Origin of the sequence: Arcobacter sp. (assembly GCF_050300555.1) — a bacterium.
Classification (GTDB): Bacteria; Campylobacterota; Campylobacteria; order Campylobacterales; family Arcobacteraceae; genus Arcobacter.
On sequence record NZ_JBNKXY010000014.1, the window covers coordinates 14,717 to 33,264 of the forward strand.

24 protein-coding genes are annotated in these 18,548 nt (G+C 27.9%); 23 read left to right on the top strand and 1 reads right to left on the bottom strand.

Annotation, left to right across the window (positions count from 1 at the left end; all coding sequences use genetic code 11):
* Window positions 1-99: 99 nt before the first annotated feature.
* The 23 genes from ACQY5W_RS10500 (at window position 100) to ACQY5W_RS10610 (ending at window position 18,134) form a co-directional block, all read left to right on the top strand.
* Entirely contained in the window at window positions 100-825 is a 726-nt protein-coding gene (locus ACQY5W_RS10500; RefSeq protein ID WP_428024921.1) for a DUF4198 domain-containing protein, read from the top strand.
* Window position 826: 1 nt separating this feature from the next.
* On the top strand, window positions 827-1,420 hold the full coding sequence (gene cbiM / locus ACQY5W_RS10505) for a cobalt transporter CbiM (RefSeq protein ID WP_428024922.1): 594 nt from the start codon (window positions 827-829) through the stop codon (window positions 1,418-1,420).
* Window position 1,421: 1 nt separating this feature from the next.
* Entirely contained in the window at window positions 1,422-1,832 is a 411-nt protein-coding gene (locus ACQY5W_RS10510) for a hypothetical protein (RefSeq protein ID WP_428024923.1), read from the top strand.
* Entirely contained in the window at window positions 1,829-2,476 is a 648-nt protein-coding gene (locus tag ACQY5W_RS10515; protein WP_428024924.1) for a CbiQ family ECF transporter T component, read from the top strand. The genes ACQY5W_RS10510 and ACQY5W_RS10515 overlap by 4 nt, the downstream gene beginning before the upstream one ends.
* A complete protein-coding gene (locus tag ACQY5W_RS10520) occupies window positions 2,460-3,110 on the top strand; it encodes an energy-coupling factor ABC transporter ATP-binding protein (protein ID WP_428024925.1) in 651 nt (216 codons plus the stop codon). The genes ACQY5W_RS10515 and ACQY5W_RS10520 overlap by 17 nt, the downstream gene beginning before the upstream one ends.
* A 77-nt stretch (window positions 3,111-3,187) precedes the next feature.
* Window positions 3,188-3,580 (top strand): NifB/NifX family molybdenum-iron cluster-binding protein, encoded by a 393-nt coding sequence (locus ACQY5W_RS10525; protein WP_428024926.1) that lies wholly within the window; start codon window positions 3,188-3,190, stop codon window positions 3,578-3,580.
* 187 nt (window positions 3,581-3,767) lie between these two features.
* Window positions 3,768-4,556, top strand: coding sequence for a hydrogenase nickel incorporation protein HypB (hypB, locus tag ACQY5W_RS10530; protein ID WP_428024927.1), 789 nt, complete (start codon window positions 3,768-3,770; stop codon window positions 4,554-4,556).
* A 1-nt stretch (window position 4,557) separates the two neighbouring features.
* Window positions 4,558-4,833, top strand: a complete 276-nt coding sequence (locus ACQY5W_RS10535; protein ID WP_428024928.1) for a HypC/HybG/HupF family hydrogenase formation chaperone — start codon at window positions 4,558-4,560, stop codon at window positions 4,831-4,833.
* An 8-nt stretch (window positions 4,834-4,841) separates the two neighbouring features.
* Window positions 4,842-5,966, top strand: a complete 1,125-nt coding sequence (hypD, locus tag ACQY5W_RS10540; protein ID WP_428024929.1) for a hydrogenase formation protein HypD — start codon at window positions 4,842-4,844, stop codon at window positions 5,964-5,966.
* An 80-nt stretch (window positions 5,967-6,046) separates the two neighbouring features.
* The gene (locus tag ACQY5W_RS10545) at window positions 6,047-6,298 is read left to right on the top strand and encodes a hypothetical protein (RefSeq protein WP_428024930.1); all 252 of its coding nucleotides are present in this window, start codon (window positions 6,047-6,049) and stop codon (window positions 6,296-6,298) included.
* Window positions 6,291-6,722, top strand: coding sequence for a type II toxin-antitoxin system VapC family toxin (locus ACQY5W_RS10550; RefSeq protein ID WP_428024931.1), 432 nt, complete (start codon window positions 6,291-6,293; stop codon window positions 6,720-6,722). The genes ACQY5W_RS10545 and ACQY5W_RS10550 overlap by 8 nt, the downstream gene beginning before the upstream one ends.
* Before the next feature lie 2 nt (window positions 6,723-6,724).
* On the top strand, window positions 6,725-7,525 hold the full coding sequence (locus ACQY5W_RS10555; RefSeq protein WP_428024932.1) for a DNA ligase: 801 nt from the start codon (window positions 6,725-6,727) through the stop codon (window positions 7,523-7,525).
* On the top strand, window positions 7,518-8,669 hold the full coding sequence (locus ACQY5W_RS10560; RefSeq protein WP_428024933.1) for an McrC family protein: 1,152 nt from the start codon (window positions 7,518-7,520) through the stop codon (window positions 8,667-8,669). The genes ACQY5W_RS10555 and ACQY5W_RS10560 overlap by 8 nt, the downstream gene beginning before the upstream one ends.
* Window positions 8,662-10,563 (top strand): McrB family protein, encoded by a 1,902-nt coding sequence (locus ACQY5W_RS10565; RefSeq protein ID WP_428024934.1) that lies wholly within the window; start codon window positions 8,662-8,664, stop codon window positions 10,561-10,563. Before ACQY5W_RS10560 ends, ACQY5W_RS10565 begins: the two co-directional genes overlap by 8 nt.
* Entirely contained in the window at window positions 10,556-11,539 is a 984-nt protein-coding gene (gene rhuM, locus ACQY5W_RS10570) for a RhuM family protein (protein WP_428024935.1), read from the top strand. Before ACQY5W_RS10565 ends, rhuM begins: the two co-directional genes overlap by 8 nt.
* Window positions 11,536-12,531 (top strand): hydrogenase expression/formation protein HypE, encoded by a 996-nt coding sequence (gene hypE / locus ACQY5W_RS10575; protein WP_428024936.1) that lies wholly within the window; start codon window positions 11,536-11,538, stop codon window positions 12,529-12,531. Before rhuM ends, hypE begins: the two co-directional genes overlap by 4 nt.
* A gap of 71 nt (window positions 12,532-12,602) precedes the next feature.
* Window positions 12,603-12,944, top strand: a complete 342-nt coding sequence (hypA, locus tag ACQY5W_RS10580) for a hydrogenase maturation nickel metallochaperone HypA (protein WP_428024937.1) — start codon at window positions 12,603-12,605, stop codon at window positions 12,942-12,944.
* An 89-nt stretch (window positions 12,945-13,033) separates the two neighbouring features.
* On the top strand, window positions 13,034-14,155 hold the full coding sequence (locus tag ACQY5W_RS10585; protein ID WP_428024972.1) for an ABC transporter substrate-binding protein: 1,122 nt from the start codon (window positions 13,034-13,036) through the stop codon (window positions 14,153-14,155).
* Between the two features lie 119 nt (window positions 14,156-14,274).
* Complete coding sequence (locus ACQY5W_RS10590) at window positions 14,275-15,171, top strand: branched-chain amino acid ABC transporter permease (protein ID WP_428024938.1); 897 nt, start codon at window positions 14,275-14,277, stop codon at window positions 15,169-15,171.
* 2 nt (window positions 15,172-15,173) lie between these two features.
* Window positions 15,174-16,214: a branched-chain amino acid ABC transporter permease gene (locus ACQY5W_RS10595; RefSeq protein ID WP_428024939.1), complete on the top strand. Its 1,041-nt coding sequence runs from the start codon at window positions 15,174-15,176 to the stop codon at window positions 16,212-16,214.
* Complete coding sequence (locus ACQY5W_RS10600) at window positions 16,211-16,978, top strand: ABC transporter ATP-binding protein (RefSeq protein ID WP_428024940.1); 768 nt, start codon at window positions 16,211-16,213, stop codon at window positions 16,976-16,978. The genes ACQY5W_RS10595 and ACQY5W_RS10600 overlap by 4 nt, the downstream gene beginning before the upstream one ends.
* Window positions 16,971-17,666: an ABC transporter ATP-binding protein gene (locus tag ACQY5W_RS10605; RefSeq protein WP_428024941.1), complete on the top strand. Its 696-nt coding sequence runs from the start codon at window positions 16,971-16,973 to the stop codon at window positions 17,664-17,666. The genes ACQY5W_RS10600 and ACQY5W_RS10605 overlap by 8 nt, the downstream gene beginning before the upstream one ends.
* 66 nt (window positions 17,667-17,732) lie before the next feature.
* A complete protein-coding gene (locus tag ACQY5W_RS10610) occupies window positions 17,733-18,134 on the top strand; it encodes a TerB family tellurite resistance protein (protein ID WP_428024942.1) in 402 nt (133 codons plus the stop codon).
* On the opposite strand, the gene ACQY5W_RS10615 is transcribed toward ACQY5W_RS10610, so the two are convergent.
* The gene (locus tag ACQY5W_RS10615; protein WP_428024943.1) at window positions 18,121-18,501 is read right to left on the bottom strand and encodes a hypothetical protein; all 381 of its coding nucleotides are present in this window, start codon (window positions 18,499-18,501) and stop codon (window positions 18,121-18,123) included. The two genes, ACQY5W_RS10610 and ACQY5W_RS10615, sit on opposite strands and share 14 nt — an antisense overlap.
* Window positions 18,502-18,548 lie beyond the last annotated feature (47 nt).

Consider the following 18,548-nt stretch of genomic DNA (forward strand, 5'->3'; position numbering starts at 1 on the left):
ATATTTTTTGTTCTAAAAATACATAAGATGATATAAAAATTTATTATACTATAACAACACAAGATATATAATTTTCAAAATTTTGAATAGGAAATTAAAATGAAAAAAATTTTATTTATTGTAGTTGCCTTTAGTTTATATGCAAATGCACACTTTTTGACCTTTTTATCAAATAGTGACAATGTATCTAATAAAAATGAATCAAATATAAAATTTGACATTTCATTTATTCATCCCTTTGAGCAAAGTGGAATGACAATGGAAAAGCCAAAATTATATTTAAATAGTACAAAAAATAGTATTGAATTAAAAGAAACAAAAAAGTTAGAGCATAAATCTTGGCTGGCTGATTATAAAATAAATATGCCAGGAGTATATAAGTTTTTTGTACAGCCACAGCCTTATTTCGAGCCAGCAGAAGAGAAGTTTATATCCCATGTACCAAAACTTATCATTAGTTCTTTTGGACTAGAAGATGGATGGGATGAGCCAATTGGTTTAAAATATGAAATTATACCAATGACAAAACCTTTTGGATTTTATAGTGGAAACTTATTTCAAGGGAAAGTTTTACACAATGGAAAAGCTGCAGCAAATGTTGAAGTGGAAGTTGAACTATACAATGAATTTGGACTAAAAGCTCCAAGTGATGCCCATGTAACACAAGTTGTTAAAACAGATGATAATGGAGTATTTTCCTTTGTTATGAACCACAAAGGTTGGTGGGGATTTGCAGCACTAATAGAAGAGGGTGAGTTAAAATATAAAGATGGAAAATCATATCCTGTAGAAAATGGTGCACTAATTTGGGTAAAAGCTTACTAATATGCATATAGCTGATGGTGTACTAACTCCTGTTATTACAATAGCTGTATCAACACTATCTTTAATCGCATTAATTAAAGCAATTAAAGAGCTTAAAAATGAAGAGATAACTTTAACTGCAGTTGCTAGTGCTATGTTTTTTATCGCTTCATTTATCCATATACCCTTTGGAATCACACAGATTCATTTGATACTTTTAGGTGTCATTGGTATTTTGATTGGCTGGAGTAGTTTTGTCTCTATTTTTATTGCACTACTTTTACAAGCTTTACTTTTAGGTTATGGAGGAGTTGCTTCTTTGGGTGTAAATCTTTTTATTATGGCAACACCTGCAATTATTGTTTATTATTTATATAATTTTGATTTATTTAAAAAGCTAAATGATAAAATAAAATTCTTTTTAGTAGGATTTATTGGTACATTTTTTGCTACATTATTTCTTACTTTGATTTTATATTTTTCAAAAGAAGAGTACAGTTATGCAGCATATACGATATTTTCTGTAAATATTATAACTATGATAATAGAAGGAATTGTTAGTATGTTTTTACTTCTATTTATAAAAAAAGTTTATCCAAAGATATTAAAGGTTTGATTTGAAATATTTTATTTTTTTGTTTTTATTATGTAGTTTTTCTTACGCACACAAGGTTAACCTTTTTATTACAAATGAAAAGGATAAAATTGAGATATACTCATATTTTGCAAGTGGTGCTCCATGTAAAAACTGTAGGTTAATAGTTGAAAATAATAAAAAAGTTATCTTAGAAGATGTTTTAAATGAGGAAGGAAAATATTTCTTTACATCTAAGTATAAAGATATTGATATAATAGTTGACGCTAGTGGTGGGCATATAGCAAAAGAGAGTTTATCTTTAGAGCATATAAAAAATGAAGATTTAAAAACCCACTTAAAAAATGAAGAAGAGAAAAAATATTTAGATATATTTATTGGTTTGGCTCTAATTGCTTTAATATTTTTTCTTTTAAAAAGATTTAAAAAGTGAACAAAGAGTCTTTACATTTAATAAATTCACTACTATTTTCTATAGTTGTAGCATTTTTTACTTTGGATTATATTTTTTTATTAGCTATTTTTATGGTGCTTTTTTTTGAAAAAGATAATCTAAAAAAGATATTAAAAAAACTCTTTTTTTTAAATTTTTTTATTTTTATATTAGTTTTATTTGTATTTTTCCAAAATAAAAATGAGGCTATTGAACTATTTTTTAGAACAAATTTAATCTTACTATTTAATATAACTCTGTTTTACAAATCAAGGGGATATGATATCGTAAGAGGATTTGATAGTTTGAATTTTCCAGCAAAATTTGTAAGTGTGTTTTATTTTACTATTTCACTAATAGAACATCTAATGTTAAATTTTAAAGAGACTAAAAATAGTCTAAAATCAAGGGGTTTTAGAAGTAGAACTTCATTATTTACTTATCAAACATATGGAAATATTTTTGCAATGATATTTATAAAAGCAATCAAAAAATCAGAAGACATGCGATGCAGTATGATTGCAAGGGGTTTTGAAAATAGAATTTTCTTTATAAAATCAGATAAAATAGCTACATATGAGATATTATTATTTGTTTTGATAGTTATAATTTATATAAAGGTATTTTATGAGTTGTTCAGTTAATCTACGAGGTGTATCTTACAAACATAATAAAAAAGATTTATTCAATGATATAAATTTAAATCTTGGACATGAAGAAAAAATAGCAATAATAGGTTCAAATGGATCTGGTAAAAGTACACTTTTAAAAATCATTGCGGGACTTATAACACCTAGTAATGGATATGTTGAAATATTTCATAATAAAATTTTCAATTTAAAAGATTTTAAAAAATATAGAAATGACATAGCATATTTGCCTCAAGATGTATCTAATCACTTCCTATGCCCAACTGTTATTGAAGATGTTATCTTTTCGTTAAGAGCAAGGGGAGAGAATAAAGAAGATGCTTTATTAAAAGCAGATGAGATTTTAGAAGAGTTAAAAATAAAACACTTAAAACATAGGGTAATATTTGATTTAAGTGGAGGTGAACAAAAAATAGTTGCCCTTGCGGGATTACTTATTTTAAAGCCAAAAATAATATTACTAGATGAACCTACAAATGCTTTAGATGAAGAATCAGAAAAAAAGATTGTAAATATTTTAAATAGTATAAAAAAATCTATGATAATAGTATCTCACCATAAAAGTTTTATAGATAGTCTTACTCCTACAATATATAAATTAGATAATAATAGTTTAGAAAGATTATAATAAATTTATAACCTTTTCTTAATAGTTATGGAGTAATAATTGCATATACTAAAAATATAATAAAATAAGGCAAAAAAATGAAAATAGCTATTCCCGTAAAAGATGAAAATTTAACCTTTTTTAGCAATGCTGGACATACTCCTAAGTTTGCTATATTTGAACAAAGTGGAACAGGGATGTTCCGTTCTTTCAAACTAAATTCTATCATTCAAAATCCTAGAACTGACCTAGACCACGACCATGCGGAAGAAGAACATGAATGTAATCACTCACACGATGACGAAGAACATATTGCTCAACACAATAAAATGGGTGTAGCATTGAGTGATTGTAATTATATAGTTGTAAAAAAAGCTTGTAAAAATACTGCTAAATCTTTTACTTCACAAGGTATTAAATTAGTTAAATACAATGGTGAATCACTAGATGTAAATAATATTTTAAAAGAGACATCAGCTAGTTTTGTATAAATAGAACTCCTTTTTATCTAAACTTGTTCTAAAATTACACAAGAAATCCATATTTTAGTTTTCTTTTAGATTAGTTTCATTAAACTTTCTCAAATGAATAACTATTCATAAAATTAAAAAAGTCTTTTTTAATGGGATATTTAATAAAAATTTCCTTTTAAAATAAGACATTTTAAAAGGAAAACTTATGTGTAAAGATTGCGGTTGTAGCATAACAGACCATCACCATCATCATGACCATGAACATAATCACTCTCATTCCCATGAAAGTCATAGCCATCAAGCTGCCCATGAAACACTACATCATAACCCACAGCTAAACGATGCAAAAACAATATCAGTCATAAAAAAAATACTTGATAAAAATGACCATGAAGCAGAACATAACAGAGCACACTTTGAAAAAAATGGTGTTCTTGGTATAAATCTTATGTCAAGTCCAGGAAGTGGAAAAACAACACTTTTAGAGAGTTTTGCCAATCTTGTAGATTTCAAGTTTGCTGTTGTAGAAGGTGATTTAGAAACTTCTAGGGATGCAGATAGACTAAGTGCTAAGGGAATAAAAGCAGTACAAATACAAACAGGAAGTGCTTGTCACTTAGATGCTTTTATGGTACATAAAGGTTTGCATGATATCTCTTTAGAAGATATTGATGTATGTTTTGTGGAAAATGTAGGAAATCTAGTATGTCCAGCTTCATATGATGTGGGAACTCACTTAAATATCGTTTTGGTTTCAGTTCCAGAAGGTGAAGATAAAATAGAAAAATATCCCGTGATGTTTAGATGTGCAGATTTGATTTTAATTACAAAAACAGATTTATTGCCATATTTTGATTATGATATCCAAAAAGAAAAAGAAGCTGCAAGAAAACTAAACCCAAGTGTGGATATTATAGAAGTATCAACAAAAGATGAAAAATCAATCAAAAAAGTAATTGATTGGGTTAATTTTAAAAGAAGTATGAGGTCATAGTATGTGTTTATCAATCCCTTCAAAAATAAAAAGTATAAATACTGAGATGAACACTTGTATTGTTGATACAATGGGTGTTGAGCGAAGTGCTAGTTTAGATTTAATTGACCAAGATGTAGTTGTGGGTGATTATGTACTTATTCATATTGGTTTTGCTATGAATAAAATTGATGAAGAAGATGCCCTAGAGTCATTGAAAGTTTATAAAGAGATAATAGACAAAATGGATGAATTAGAGAGAAAAGAGGCGATATTAGAAGCTGATAAGTCTTACTAGGTAGTGTTATGGGTGAACTACAACTAAAAGATTTATATGATGGTTTTAGGGATGCTAAAACTATCAAAGCTTTTCAAAAAATAATAGAAGAAGATGCGAAAAAATTACTTAAATCAATAAATATCATGGAAGTTTGTGGGGGACATACCCACACTATCATGAAGTATGGATTACTTCAATTACTCCCTTCCAATATCAAATTTATACACGGTCCTGGTTGTCCTGTTTGTGTTATGCCAAAAGAGAGAATCGACCATGCTTATATTTTAAGTATGCAAGAAGATGTGATACTTGTAACTTTAGGTGATATGATAAAGGTACCAGGAAGTAATGGTAACTTACAAGATGCAAGAAGTAAAGGTGCTGATGTTAGGTTTGTATATTCTCCTTTGGAGTGTATAAAAATTGCAAATGAAAATCCAAATAAAAAGATAATCTTTTTTGCCATAGGTTTTGAAACAACTACGCCTATGACAAGTGCTTTGATAAACCATGTAATAACAGAAGATATAAAAAATATTTTATTTCATATCAACCATATAACAGTACCTGAACCAATGCGTGTAATACTAGATGATGATACAAATAACATAGATGCTTTTATAGGACCTTCTCATGTGAGTGTTATAACTGGAAGTAAGATTTATGAAGAGTTTCCAAGGAATTATAAAAAGCCAGTGGTAGTATCTGGTTTTGAGCCAGTTGATGTTATGCAATCAATCTCTATGTTAGTTAAACAATTTATAGAAAATAGATGTGAGTTAGAAATAGAGTATAAAAGACTTGTATCCTATGAGGGAAATCTAAAAGCCCAAGAGTTAAATGATAAATTCTTTGAAAGAAGAAGTCACTTTAGATGGAGAGGTATCGGAGATATCCCAAATAGTGCCTTACAATTAAAAGAACAATATGATTATCTAAATGCTGAAAAAATATATGAGAGTATATTACCAAATAAAGAGATAGATGACCATAAACTATGTATTTGTGGGGAGATATTAAAAGGTAAGGCAAATCCAAAGGATTGTAAAGTATTTGGAACAGCATGTAAGCCAAGTAGCCCCTTAGGGTCTTGTATGGTGTCAAGTGAAGGGGCATGTGCGGCGTATTACAAATATGGAAATCTACTATAGTGTAAATAGATTATTAATACTAGACATAAAATATATTATGTAGTATAATTATGTAATAATTTTATGTAAAAGGATATGTAATGAGTTCAAATGATATTAGAAAAAATTTTGTATTTAAAAAAGAAGTAGCCCAGCACCTTGAAGAGATTGCAAAACGCGAGGGTAAATCTATGACAAAGGTTATGGAAGAACTTGTGGAAAAAAAATATAGTGAAGTGAGTAAAGAAGATAAACTTAAAGCTTTTTATTCTTTTGCAGGTAGTGGTACAGGTCTTTTTGGAGATTTAACTATTCAAAAAATAAAAGCAAGTATGAATGAAAAATATGTATAAAAAAGTTTTTTTAGATGCAAATATTTTTATTGATGTAAATGATAAAAAAAGAGTATCTTATGAAGAAAGCTTTAAAATAATCTCTTATTTATTGATTAATGAGGTAGAGATTTATACAAGTTGTGATCTTATTACTACTATTTATTATATTCTTTCAAAAAATGATAAATTAAATGCTTTATATAAAATAGATGAGATAAATGATTTTTGTAAAATTATTGAGTTTTCCAATCAAGAAGTAAAACAAACTTGTGAATTAATGAAAACAAATCCAAAATATAAAGATTTAGAAGATACGATTCAATATATACTTGCAAAAAAAGAGGGATGTGATTTAATTATATCAAATGACAAAGAGTTTATAAGTGATGATATAGAGCTTTTAACTACTGCAAAATTTATTGAAAAGTTAAATATAGTGTAGTTATGAAGATATTTACTTCTCTCTTCCTTTTTATATTTTCCCTTCTAGCTTTTGATATTCAAAAGCCAAAAATATATAATGACCAAAATATAATAGGCTGGTATATGAGTGAAAAGCTTGATGGGATAAGAGGATATTGGGATGGTAAAAACCTCTACACTAAAAATGGAAATCTTATAAAAACTCCTAAAGAGTTTACAAAAGATTTTCCACCTTTTGCTCTTGATGGTGAACTTTGGAGTAAAAGGGATGATTTTGAAAATATCCAAGCGATAGTTTTAGATAAAGAGCCATCAAACAAATGGAGTGAAATAACTTACAATATCTTTGAAGTACCAAATGCTAAAGGTGATTTTTTAGCTAGACTTGATAAGGCAAAAGTCTGGTTTCTTAAACACCAAAATAAAAATGTGACTATTATAAAACAGATAAGATGTGAAGGGGAAGAACATCTTTTAGAGTTTTTAGATGAAGTAGTTGACTTAAAAGGTGAAGGTGTTATAGTAAAAGATGCTTCAAAAAAGTATCATACTGGAAGAAGTCCTTATATTTTAAAAGTAAAAAAGTTTTTAGATATGGAGGGAGTTGTCCTTGGGTACAATTATAAAAGAGATGGAAGTTTCAAAAGCCTAAAAGTAAAACTTGAAGATGGTACAAATTTTAATCTTGGCGGAGGATTTAGTGAAAAACAAAAGCAAAATCCGCCAAAAATAGGTGAAGTGATCACTTTTAAATATTATGGTTTTACAAAAACTGGTAAACCGAAATTCGCTAGTTTTTTAAGGGTAAGAGATATTGAGTAACACTATTTATGAATATACAGAAGTTAAAGGTGCTTTAGCAGATCATATAATAAACACTCCTGAACTTCATAAATATTTTACTGAAGATTGGAGAAAAGTAAAAACATCTCAATATTGTGGAATATTAAATTTTAACAATGCTGACTATTATATCTTACCCAAAATAGCAAATCGTGATGATGAACAAAATCTAAATATATTTATTTATATGTTGATGTATGCTTATGATATAAAGCTTTTCAATGAAAATATAGCTTCAAGAGATAATCTCAAATCAAATAATATCTTAGAAGTATTTATTCAAATGTTTACAAGTGGACTTTTAAATGAACTAAAAAAAGGTATTTATAAAGAGTACATTACTCTTCAAGATAATCTTCCTGTTTTAAAAGGCAAATACCTAATAAATGAAAATCTAAAATACAACTTTACTAAAAATAAAATCTACTGCGAGTACGATGAGTTTAGCCCAAACAATACTCTAAATCAGTTTTTTTTATATGTAGTGAAAACTTTGCAAAAGTTTGTAAAAGATAAAAAACTTCTAAAACAATGTGAACTAATACTAGATGAAGTAGAATTTACTCAAATAGATATAAATAAACTAAACATCCATTTTAATAGACTAAATCAAAGATATAAAACAAGCTATGAAGTAGCTCTTTTACTTTTACAAAAAACTATACCCTTATTTAATCAAGGTAAAAAATCGTTTGCTTTTCTTTTTGATATGAATAGTTTGTTTGAAAAGTTTATAGCTAGGATGATTAAAGAACAATTTGAAGATGTGAAGATACCAAAAAAAAGTAGAAAATTTGGAGAGTTATATTTAAAACCTGATATTATAATAAATAGCAAAAATCTTATAATTGATTGTAAATACAAAATCATAGATAAAGATAAAATAGCTTCAAGAGATGATAGATACCAAATGTATGTTTACGGAAACAATTTTGAAAATATTGAAACTACGATGCTTTTATATCCAAAACATTTGGATGATATAGATAAAGAGATAATCTTAGGGGATAATGAAAGACAAGTTAAGTTGAAAATAAAAAGTATTGATTTGGATTTTGATGGGAATTATGAAAGTTATTTAAATAATATTAATAATAAACTTAAGGAGATTATTAGTGGATAGAGAAGAAGCAAAAGTCATAGTTGAAAATTTTATAAAAAGCACTTTATTACAAAATGATAATGATATATATGAGAATAATTGTATTAAATTATATACATCAAGAGGTAAAGAATTTATAATTTATAAGAAAAATAGAGAGAATTCAATATATGTTAAACCAAAAGAAGGCAATCAAAACTTTTCTGAATCAATAGATAGAATTTTGGATTATTATATTGATAAAAATACAACTCATCATGCAGATAAATCTTATGTAATCCCTATTTCAAATTATATATTTAGTCAAAATGATAATAAAAATATTTTACCTATTATTGTAATGACACATAACCCAAATGGCAGATGGGGAGATGTAAGACCTCAAATTGATAAAGATAGATATTATAATGGTTGGAATAAAAGTATTAATGTTGATATAGGGCAAATAGTATTAATATATATTACTGGAAATGTAGGACAAATTCAATACATAATGAAAGTTAAAAAAGTTGAAGATGATACTATTGATTTAGAATTAATAAAAAAACTTGATACTAAACAGTCTTATAAATTATCTCGTTTATATCTTCAAAAAAATGGTTTGAAATCAGGAACTATAAATTATATTTTAAATAATAATAAACCACTATACGAATATGTTACCTCAATTTTAGATATGAAAGATAAAAATATGGAAAATCAAATAAAAACAAAAAATATAATGCTATATGGTGCACCAGGAGTTGGTAAAACTCATAATTATAAAAGACTTATCACTATGATAGAAAATGGAAGTGATGAAAAAACTATTTTTGATACTATCTCAAAAAATGAAACTACTGATAACTTTGATGATTCTATTTTTGAAGATATAAAAAAAGATAAAAGGATAGAGTTTATAACTTTTCATCAAAGTTATTCTTATGAGGATTTTATTGAAGGATTTAGACCAAATGAAAATGGAGAAATTGAACTTGATAAAAAAGGTGGTATTTTTAAAAGAATATCAGATAAAGCAAGAGAAAATTTAGAAGAATCTAAAAAAGAGAATATTGAATTAAAAGAAGAAATTACATTCCAACAAAAATTAGATAGTTTTATTGAAAAATTAGAAAATGAAATAGAAAAAAATGGTTATTATCAAATAACAGATTCAGCATATATAAATAGCATTGATAGTGATGCTTTTAGATATAACATTAGAAGAGAAAATCCAACTTATAAATATGATTTGAGAATGAAGTTTGAGGATTTATTTGAATTTGAAAAAAATAAAGTATCTTCACGGCAAGATGTAAAGAGACTTGAAACAATAAATGCTTTAGCAAATCAACATGCAACTTATTATTTTAAAGTTTTTAATGAAATTATTTTGAATACAAAAAATATAAAAATCAGTGAAGATGAAATACATAGAACAGAACAAAAAAACTTCTATATTGTAATAGATGAAATAAATCGAGGAAATATTTCCAAAATCTTTGGAGAACTAATTACACTTATAGAAGAGGATAAAAGAGATAACTATGAAGTAACTCTTCCATATTCAAAAGAGAAGTTTAAAATACCTTCCAATCTTTATATCATAGCGACTATGAACTCAACCGATAAATCAATAGCCACAATAGATATAGCACTTAGAAGAAGATTTACATTTTTAAAGATGAAACCAAATATTGATTTAGTTCCTAAAATTGCTGAAGAGTTATTTAAAAAACTAAATGAACATATCTCTAAAACTATCAATGAAGATTATCAGTTGGGGCATAGTTATTTTATGGATATAGAAAATGAAAAAGAGTTAGAATTTGTTAAAAAATATAAAATAAAACCACTTTTAGAAGAGTATTTTTATGGGGATGAAGATAATTATAAAGAAGCAATAGAAATATTAGGATTAAAAGAAGATGAATGAAATAGTAATCTATGAAGATGGAAATGTTGAATTATCAACTAAAGTTGAGAATGATACTTTATGGTTATCTCAAAAACAATTATGTGAACTATTTGACAGAGATAAGTCAGTTGTTTCAAGACATATTAAAAATATTTTTAAAGATGAAGAGTTGGAGCAAAATTCAGTTGTTGTAAAAAATGCAACAACTGCAAGTGATGGCAAAACTTATATTGTAGAATACTACAATCTTGATATGATTATTTCTTTAGGTTATAGAATAAATTCTAAAAAGGCTACCAAATTCAGACAATGGGCTACAAAAGTATTAAAACAGTATTTAATAGATGGGTATGTCATAAATAAAGATAGGCTACAACAGCAAAAATTAGATGAACTTAACCAAACTTTAGCACTTATAAAAAATAGCATAGAGACAAAAGAATTAAATAGTGATGTATCTAAAGGGTTTGTAGAGATTATATCAAATTATGCAAAAAGTTGGGCGTTACTTCAAGGGTATGATGAACAAACTTTGCAAGAAGTTATAAATATCAAAGAACAAAAATTTATATTAGACTATGATGAATCAAAAAAAGCGATAGAAGAGTTTAAAAAAGCTTTAATAGGTAAGGGCGAAGCTACAGAGCTTTTTGGAAAAGAAAAAGCAAATGAGTTTGAGGGTAATCTTTTAAGTATTTATCAAACATTTGGTGGAGTTGAGCTTCTACCATCAATAGAACAAAAAGCTTCAAATCTACTTTATTATGTCATAAAAGGACATCCTTTTAATGATGGAAATAAAAGAATAGGTGCATATCTTTTTATACTGTTTTTATCTAAAAACAACTCTTTATATAAATCAAATGGAGAATTAAAGATAAATGATAATGCTTTAGCTTCTTTAGCACTTTTAGTAGCTACAAGTAAACCAGAACAAAAAGACATTATTATAAAACTAATTATGAATATACTTTATGAGGATGATAATAAATGAAAACAATAACACTAGCTCATGGTAACGGTGGGCAGGAAAATAATGAGCTTATAACGCAAGTTTTTTATGGGGCTTTTAAAAATGATATTTTAAGTAAGAGTGAAGATGCTGCGGTTATTCAAGATGGAACCTTAGCTTTTTCTACTGATAGTTTTACAGTAAGTCCTATATTCTTTAATGGTGCAGATATTGGTAAACTTGCTATTTGTGGTACTTGCAATGATTTAGCAATGATGGGTGCTAAGCCTAAGTATCTTACTTGTTCTGTGATTATTGAAGAGGGTTTTTCTGTTAGTGATTTGGAAAAGATTGTTTCAAGTATGAAATCTGAATTAGAAAAAAATGGTGCTATTGTGGTAAGTGGAGATACTAAGGTTGTGCCTAAAGGTGCTGTTGATAAGATATTTATAAACACTACGGGTATTGGAGAGATTTTATATAAAGGTATTAGTTCAAACTCTATTAGTATGGATGATTTGATACTTGTAAGTAGAGATATTGGAGCACATGGAGCTACTATATTTGCAGCACGAGAAGGTATGGATTTAACTTCATCTTTAAAAAGTGATTGTAACTCTTTATATCCACAAGTAAAAGCTTTGATTGATTCAGGGGTAAAAATAACTGCATTACGTGATGCTACACGTGGAGGAGTTAGTGCTGTTTTAAATGAGTGGTCAAAACAGTCAAATGTATGTATTGAAATAGAAGAAGAGAAAATACCTGTTTGTGATGAAGTAAATGGTATCTGTGAATTACTTGGTTTTGAAGCTTTAAGTTTAGCAAATGAAGGTACTTTTGTTTTGGCTATTGCAAAAGATGATGCACAAAAAGCCCTTGAAGTATTACAGACTTTTGAAGAAGCAAAAAATGCAAGTATCATAGGAAAAGTTACACAAGAGTATGAACAAAAAGTTGTAATACATAGCCAATGGGGGACAAAAAGATTTTTAGATGTTCCAACAGGTGAATTACTTCCAAGAATTTGTTAAATAAAACTTTATGGTTAAAAGAAATTAAAAAGCACAAATTCCCTTTCAATGGGATATTTAAAAGGAAACAGATGCACGAATACTCAATTGTACAGTCATTATTAGAAAGTTGTGAAGAACATGCCCGTGAAAATAAAGCTACAAAGGTTACTAAAGTAATAGTAAAAATAGGAGCTTTAAGTGGTGTGGAGCCTGATTTACTTCAAACTGCTTTTGATACTTTTAAAGAAAAAACTATCTGTGATAGTTGTGAGTTTATTATAAATTATCAAAAAGTCATTATTGAATGTCTTGATTGCAAAGAACAATCAACTTTAGAAAAAAATGAATTCTCTTGCCCAAAGTGTGGTTCATATAGTACTAAAGTAGTTGATGGTGAAGATATGTTTTTGATGTCTTTGGAAATGATTTAAATAAAAATTAGTTTAGTAATAATTTATATATTTAAAGTAATATATTGTATCATATCTCCAAATTAAAAACAGGAGTAAAATTTATGAATATCTCAAAAAAAATTTTAGGACTTTCTGCAGCTGCAGTTTTAGCTTGTAGTTCAGTTTTAGTTGCTAAAGAAATCAAAATCGGAGCTGTAATGCCAATGTCTGGACCATTAGCAGCATATGGGCAAGTTACAAATTTAGGAATTGAATTAGCTAACAAATTACAACCTACATTAAAAAATGGTGATACTATTAAAATAGTATTAGTAGATAACAAAGGTGATAAAGTTGAAACTGCTACTGCAACAACTAGATTAATTTCTTCTGACAATGTTGTGGCTGTTTTAGGTGCATTAACATCTACAAATACTGCACAAACTATTGCAATTGCTGATAAAAAACAAATTCCAGTTATTGCTTCAGTTGCTACAAATGATAAATTAACTGCAAACAGAACTTTTGCAAATAGAGTTTGTTTTACTGACTCTTTTCAAGGTGAAGTTGTTGCAAACTATGCAACTGCACAAGGATATAAAACTGCTGTTGTAGTTGTGGATCAAGCACAAGTTTATTCTTTAGGTTTAGCAAAAGCTTTTGAAAGTGCATTTAAGAAAAATGGTGGAAAAATTGTTAAAAAAATCAAAGTTACATCAGGTGATAAAGATTTCAAAGCTGTAGTTTCTCAAATCAAACAAGTTAATCCAGACTTTATGTTCTTACCTTTATACCACCCAGAAGCTTCTATGATTGCTAGACAATCTAAACAATTAGGTTTAGAAAAACCAATGTTTAGTGGAGATGGTGTTGCAAATCAAACATTTATTGATTTAGGTGGAGACTCTGTTGAGGGATATATGTTTACAGACTTCTTTGATTATACAAATCCTCCATCAAAAACTTCTGCTGATTTCGTAGCATTCCATGAAAAAGAGACTGGTAAAAAAGAAGTTAACTCTTTTACAGCACTTGGAGCAGATACATATAATATTTTACTTGATGCGATGAATAGATGTGAAAATCCTTCAGATTCTATTTGTATTAATAAAGAGATTAAAAAAACAGTTAAATTTGATGGTGTATCTGGTTTAATTACAATCAACAAAGAAGGTAATGCAACAAGATCTGCAGTTATCAAAGAGATTAAAAATGGAAAAGCTGGATTCAAAGCTACAGTAAATCCATAATTATTTTATCAAAAAGTCTAGCAAAGTTTTTTGCTAGACTTTTTTTTGTCATAAAAAAAGCAAGATTTGTTTCTTTTTTTATGACAAAACTTATTTAAAAATAAATTTTGGGAGAATTAATGGATTTAGTGATATTTACGCAACAAATGGTAAATGGATTTAGTTTAGGATCTATGTACGCATTGATTGCGATTGGTTATACGATGGTTTATGGGGTTTTAAGACTTATAAACTTTGCACATGGTGATATTATGATGGTTGGTGCTTTTTTGGGTTATGCACTAATGGAAGTATTTAACTTGCCCTTTCCTATAACAGTATTATTAGCTGTTACAATATCGGCATCATTTGGTATATTTATGGATAAGATTGCTTACAAACCTCTACGTGAAGCTCCAAAAATATCTTTACTTATTACTGCGATTGGGATTTCTTTCTTTTTAGAAAATGCTTTTACTGTTTTTGCTGGTGGAGTTCCACGAGCTTTTCCTGTCCCTGAATATATGGAACAAATATTTAATGTAGCAAATATTACATTTTCTGTTTCATCAATTGCAGTTCCTGGAGTAACTTTGGTTTTACTTTTAGGGATTTTATATGTATTATATAAAACAAAATATGGTATGGCTATTAGAGCTTTATCTTTTGATATAAAAACTGTAAATCTTATGGGAATTGATGCAAATATGATTATTTCTATTGTGTTTGCTTTAGGTTCTGCACTTGCTGCTGTTGGTGGTATTTTTTGGGCTATAAATTATCCTTCTGTTGAGCCGATGATGGGAGTCTTAGTTGGACTAAAAGCTTTTGCGGCTGCTGTTGTAGGTGGAATTGGTTCAGTTACAGGTGCAGTTTTAGGTGGATTTATTATTGGTTTTACGGAGGTTGTTGTAATTGCATTTTTCCCTGAAATGGGTGGATATAAAGATGCCTTTGCTTTTGTTTTTTTAATTTTGGTATTACTATTTAAACCAACTGGAATTATGGGTGAAGATTTAGAAAAGAGTAGGTTTTAATTATGATAGAAAATTCAATATTTACAAAACAAAGATTAATCAATCTTTCAATAATCATAACTGCTATTTGGTTTACTTGGTTTGCACAAAACACTTTTGATGAATATACTATAAGAATTATTAACAATGTAGCTATATTTATTATTTTAGCAGTTTCGTATAACTTAATTAATGGAGTAACTGGTCAGTTTTCTTTAGAGCCAAATGGATTTGTAGCTATTGGGGCGTATGTAGTTGCTATATTAACTGTTGATGCTAAAACAATGCTTTATCAATATGATATTGTAGATCCAGCAGAGTGGATATTGGCACTTCAAAGTGAATTTATTTGGGCACTACTTTTAGCGGGTGTTATTTCAGCACTTTTGGCTTTATCTTTATCTTTTCCAGTATTTAGAGTTAGAGGAGATTATCTTGCCATTGTAACACTTGGTTTTGGATTTATTATTAGAATATTAGCTATTAATTCTCCTGAAATTACAAATGGTTCATTGGGGATAAATGATATTCCAGAAAATTCAAATATATATTGGACTATGGGTGCTGCTATTATTGCTGTTTTAGCTATCTTAAATATCATATATTCTAAGTTTGGTCGAGCGATGAAAGCTGTACGTGATGATGAAGATGCAGCAACTGCTATGGGTGTAAATACGTTTAAAATAAAAACTTTAGCATTTACAACTTCAGCATTTTTTGAAGGAATAGGTGGTGGATTATTGGCTGCTTTATTAACTTCAATCAGCCCAGATTTATTTACTTTCTTCCTAACATTCCAATTATTAATTATCATAGTTCTTGGAGGACTTGGAAGTACAACGGGTGCGATTTTAGGAACTATTGTTGTAATGGCTGGATTAGAATGGATGAGATTTTTGGATGAACCAATAAGTTTTATGGGAATAGAAACAGAAGGTTTACCAGGGATGAGAATGGTTGTATTCTCTTTAATTCTAATAGTTGTTATGCTTTTTGCAAGAGAAGGGTTAATGGGTAAAAAAGAGTTAAAAGATTTATTTAAAAAGAAAAAGGCAAACAAATGATTTTAGAAGTTTGCAACGTAACAAAAAAATTTGGTGGTGTAGTAGCTATCAATGAAACCTCATTTCACGTAAAAGCAAATGAGATTTACGGTTTAATTGGTCCAAATGGAGCAGGTAAAACTACAATGTTTAATATTATCACAGGAAATTATGAGCCAACAGAAGGTTCTATAAAATTTCATGGACAAAGAATTGATGGGATAAAACCACATAAGATAGTACATAGAGGAATAGCTAGAACATTCCAAAATATTAGACTTTTTAAGTCAATGACTGTTTTAGACAATATACTTATTGGTTTTGATTATCAAGCTGAATATACATATTTAGAGGCTATTTTTAGATTACCAAGATTTTTTAAAGAAGAAAATAGGGTGAAAAAAAGAGCTTATGAGATTATGGAAGTTTTAGGTATCTCTGAATATGCTGATGAACTTGCAACTTCATTATCTTATGGTCAACAAAGAAAAGTTGAGATTGCAAGAGCACTTGCAGCTTCTCCTCAACTTTTACTTTTAGATGAACCAGCAGCAGGTATGAATCCAAATGAAACAGCGGAATTAGCAGAGCTTTTTTTCAAGATTAGAGATGAGTTTGATGTAACTATTTTATTGATTGAACATGATATGAAATTTGTAAATAAACTCTGTGATAGGGTTATGGTACTTGATTATGGTAAAACAATTTTTGAGGGTGATATAAAAGATGCTATCAAAGATGAAGAGGTTATTAAGGCTTATTTAGGAGATTTCAAACATGCTTAAAATAGAAAATTTAGAAGTTTATTATGGATTGATAAGGGCTGTAAAAGGAATCAACTTTGAAATAAAAGCAGGAGATATTGTCTCTTTAATTGGTTCAAATGGAGCTGGTAAAACTTCAACATTACAATCAATAGTAAATGATGTTAAAAAAAGTGGAACAATTATTTTCAATGATTTAGATATCTCACAACATAAAACTCACAAAATAGTAAAAGAGGGTATCTCTTTAGTTCCAGAAGGAAGAAGAGTATTTCAAAACTTAACCATAGAAGAAAACCTTAGAATGGGTGCTTTTAACAATGATGAACTTTATGAAGAGTATCAAGAAAGAATGTTTAAATTATTTCCTAGACTAATTGATAAAAAAGGTCAATTAGGTGGAACTATGAGTGGAGGAGAACAACAAATGCTTGCTATTGCTAGAGCTTTAATGAGTTCTCCAAAACTTCTTATGCTAGATGAACCTTCTTTAGGTCTTGCTCCTAAAATTATTGGAGAATTATTTGAGATAATTTTAAAACTTAAAGAAGAGGGTATTACAATATTATTGGTTGAACAAAATGCCTACGCAGCTTTAGAAATTTCTGATTATAGTTATGTATTAGAAAATGGAGAAATTGCTTTAGAAGGTACAGGAACCGATCTACTAAAATCTAACGATATTAAAGCTAAGTACCTTGGTGCTTAGTTTTATTTACTATTTATTAATACTTAAATAGTAAACTGCTACATATTACAAATAGGAAAATAATATATGTTATTAATGAAATTACAAACTAAAGAAAAGTTTGCCTTTTTGCAACTTGCTCAACATTTGGCAAGAGTTGATGGGGATTATGGAAATAAAGAGCAGGATGTTATTGATGAATATTGCGTAGAAATGGGTATTGATAAGCCTACTATTTTCAATGAAGAGGATTTTAATTTAGATGAAATTTTGTCTTCTTTTAAATCTACAAAAAGTAAAAAAATAGTTATATTAGAGCTTATGATACTTGTGCATATTGATGATAAGTATGATACTAAAGAACATGAATTGACAAAAAAAATTGTTGAGAATTTTAAAATAAATGAAAAAGATTTAAAATATTTTTCTTACTGGGGTAAAGCTGTCTCTTCACTTTATGAACAAGGTAAATTGTTTATTGAGGATTAAATGATATTTTTGAATAGATCTGAAATAGGTGACTATTTGGATCTATGAAATATATTTCATTTTTTGTAGAGGTTTTTTTTATTTTTTTATTTTCAAGGTTATTAATATCATCACCAAAGTATAGTTTTTCTTTTTTTATATTTGATATTATAAATTTAAAATACTCTTCGTCAACTTCAAAAATATAGTGATTGTTTATATAATCTTCGCACTCTTCAAGTTTAAATTTTAATGTATTATTTATTTTGACAATTATTGTTTTATCTTCTTCTTTTATTGAACCAAAGCCAAAAATTCTTTTATAAAAATTTTTTGCAATAATTGAATCAATACAAGGAACTATAAATTTTACTAGATTGATATTCATGGCTATACCTTTGAGATTTCTTTATTATTATACACAATTTATTGTAA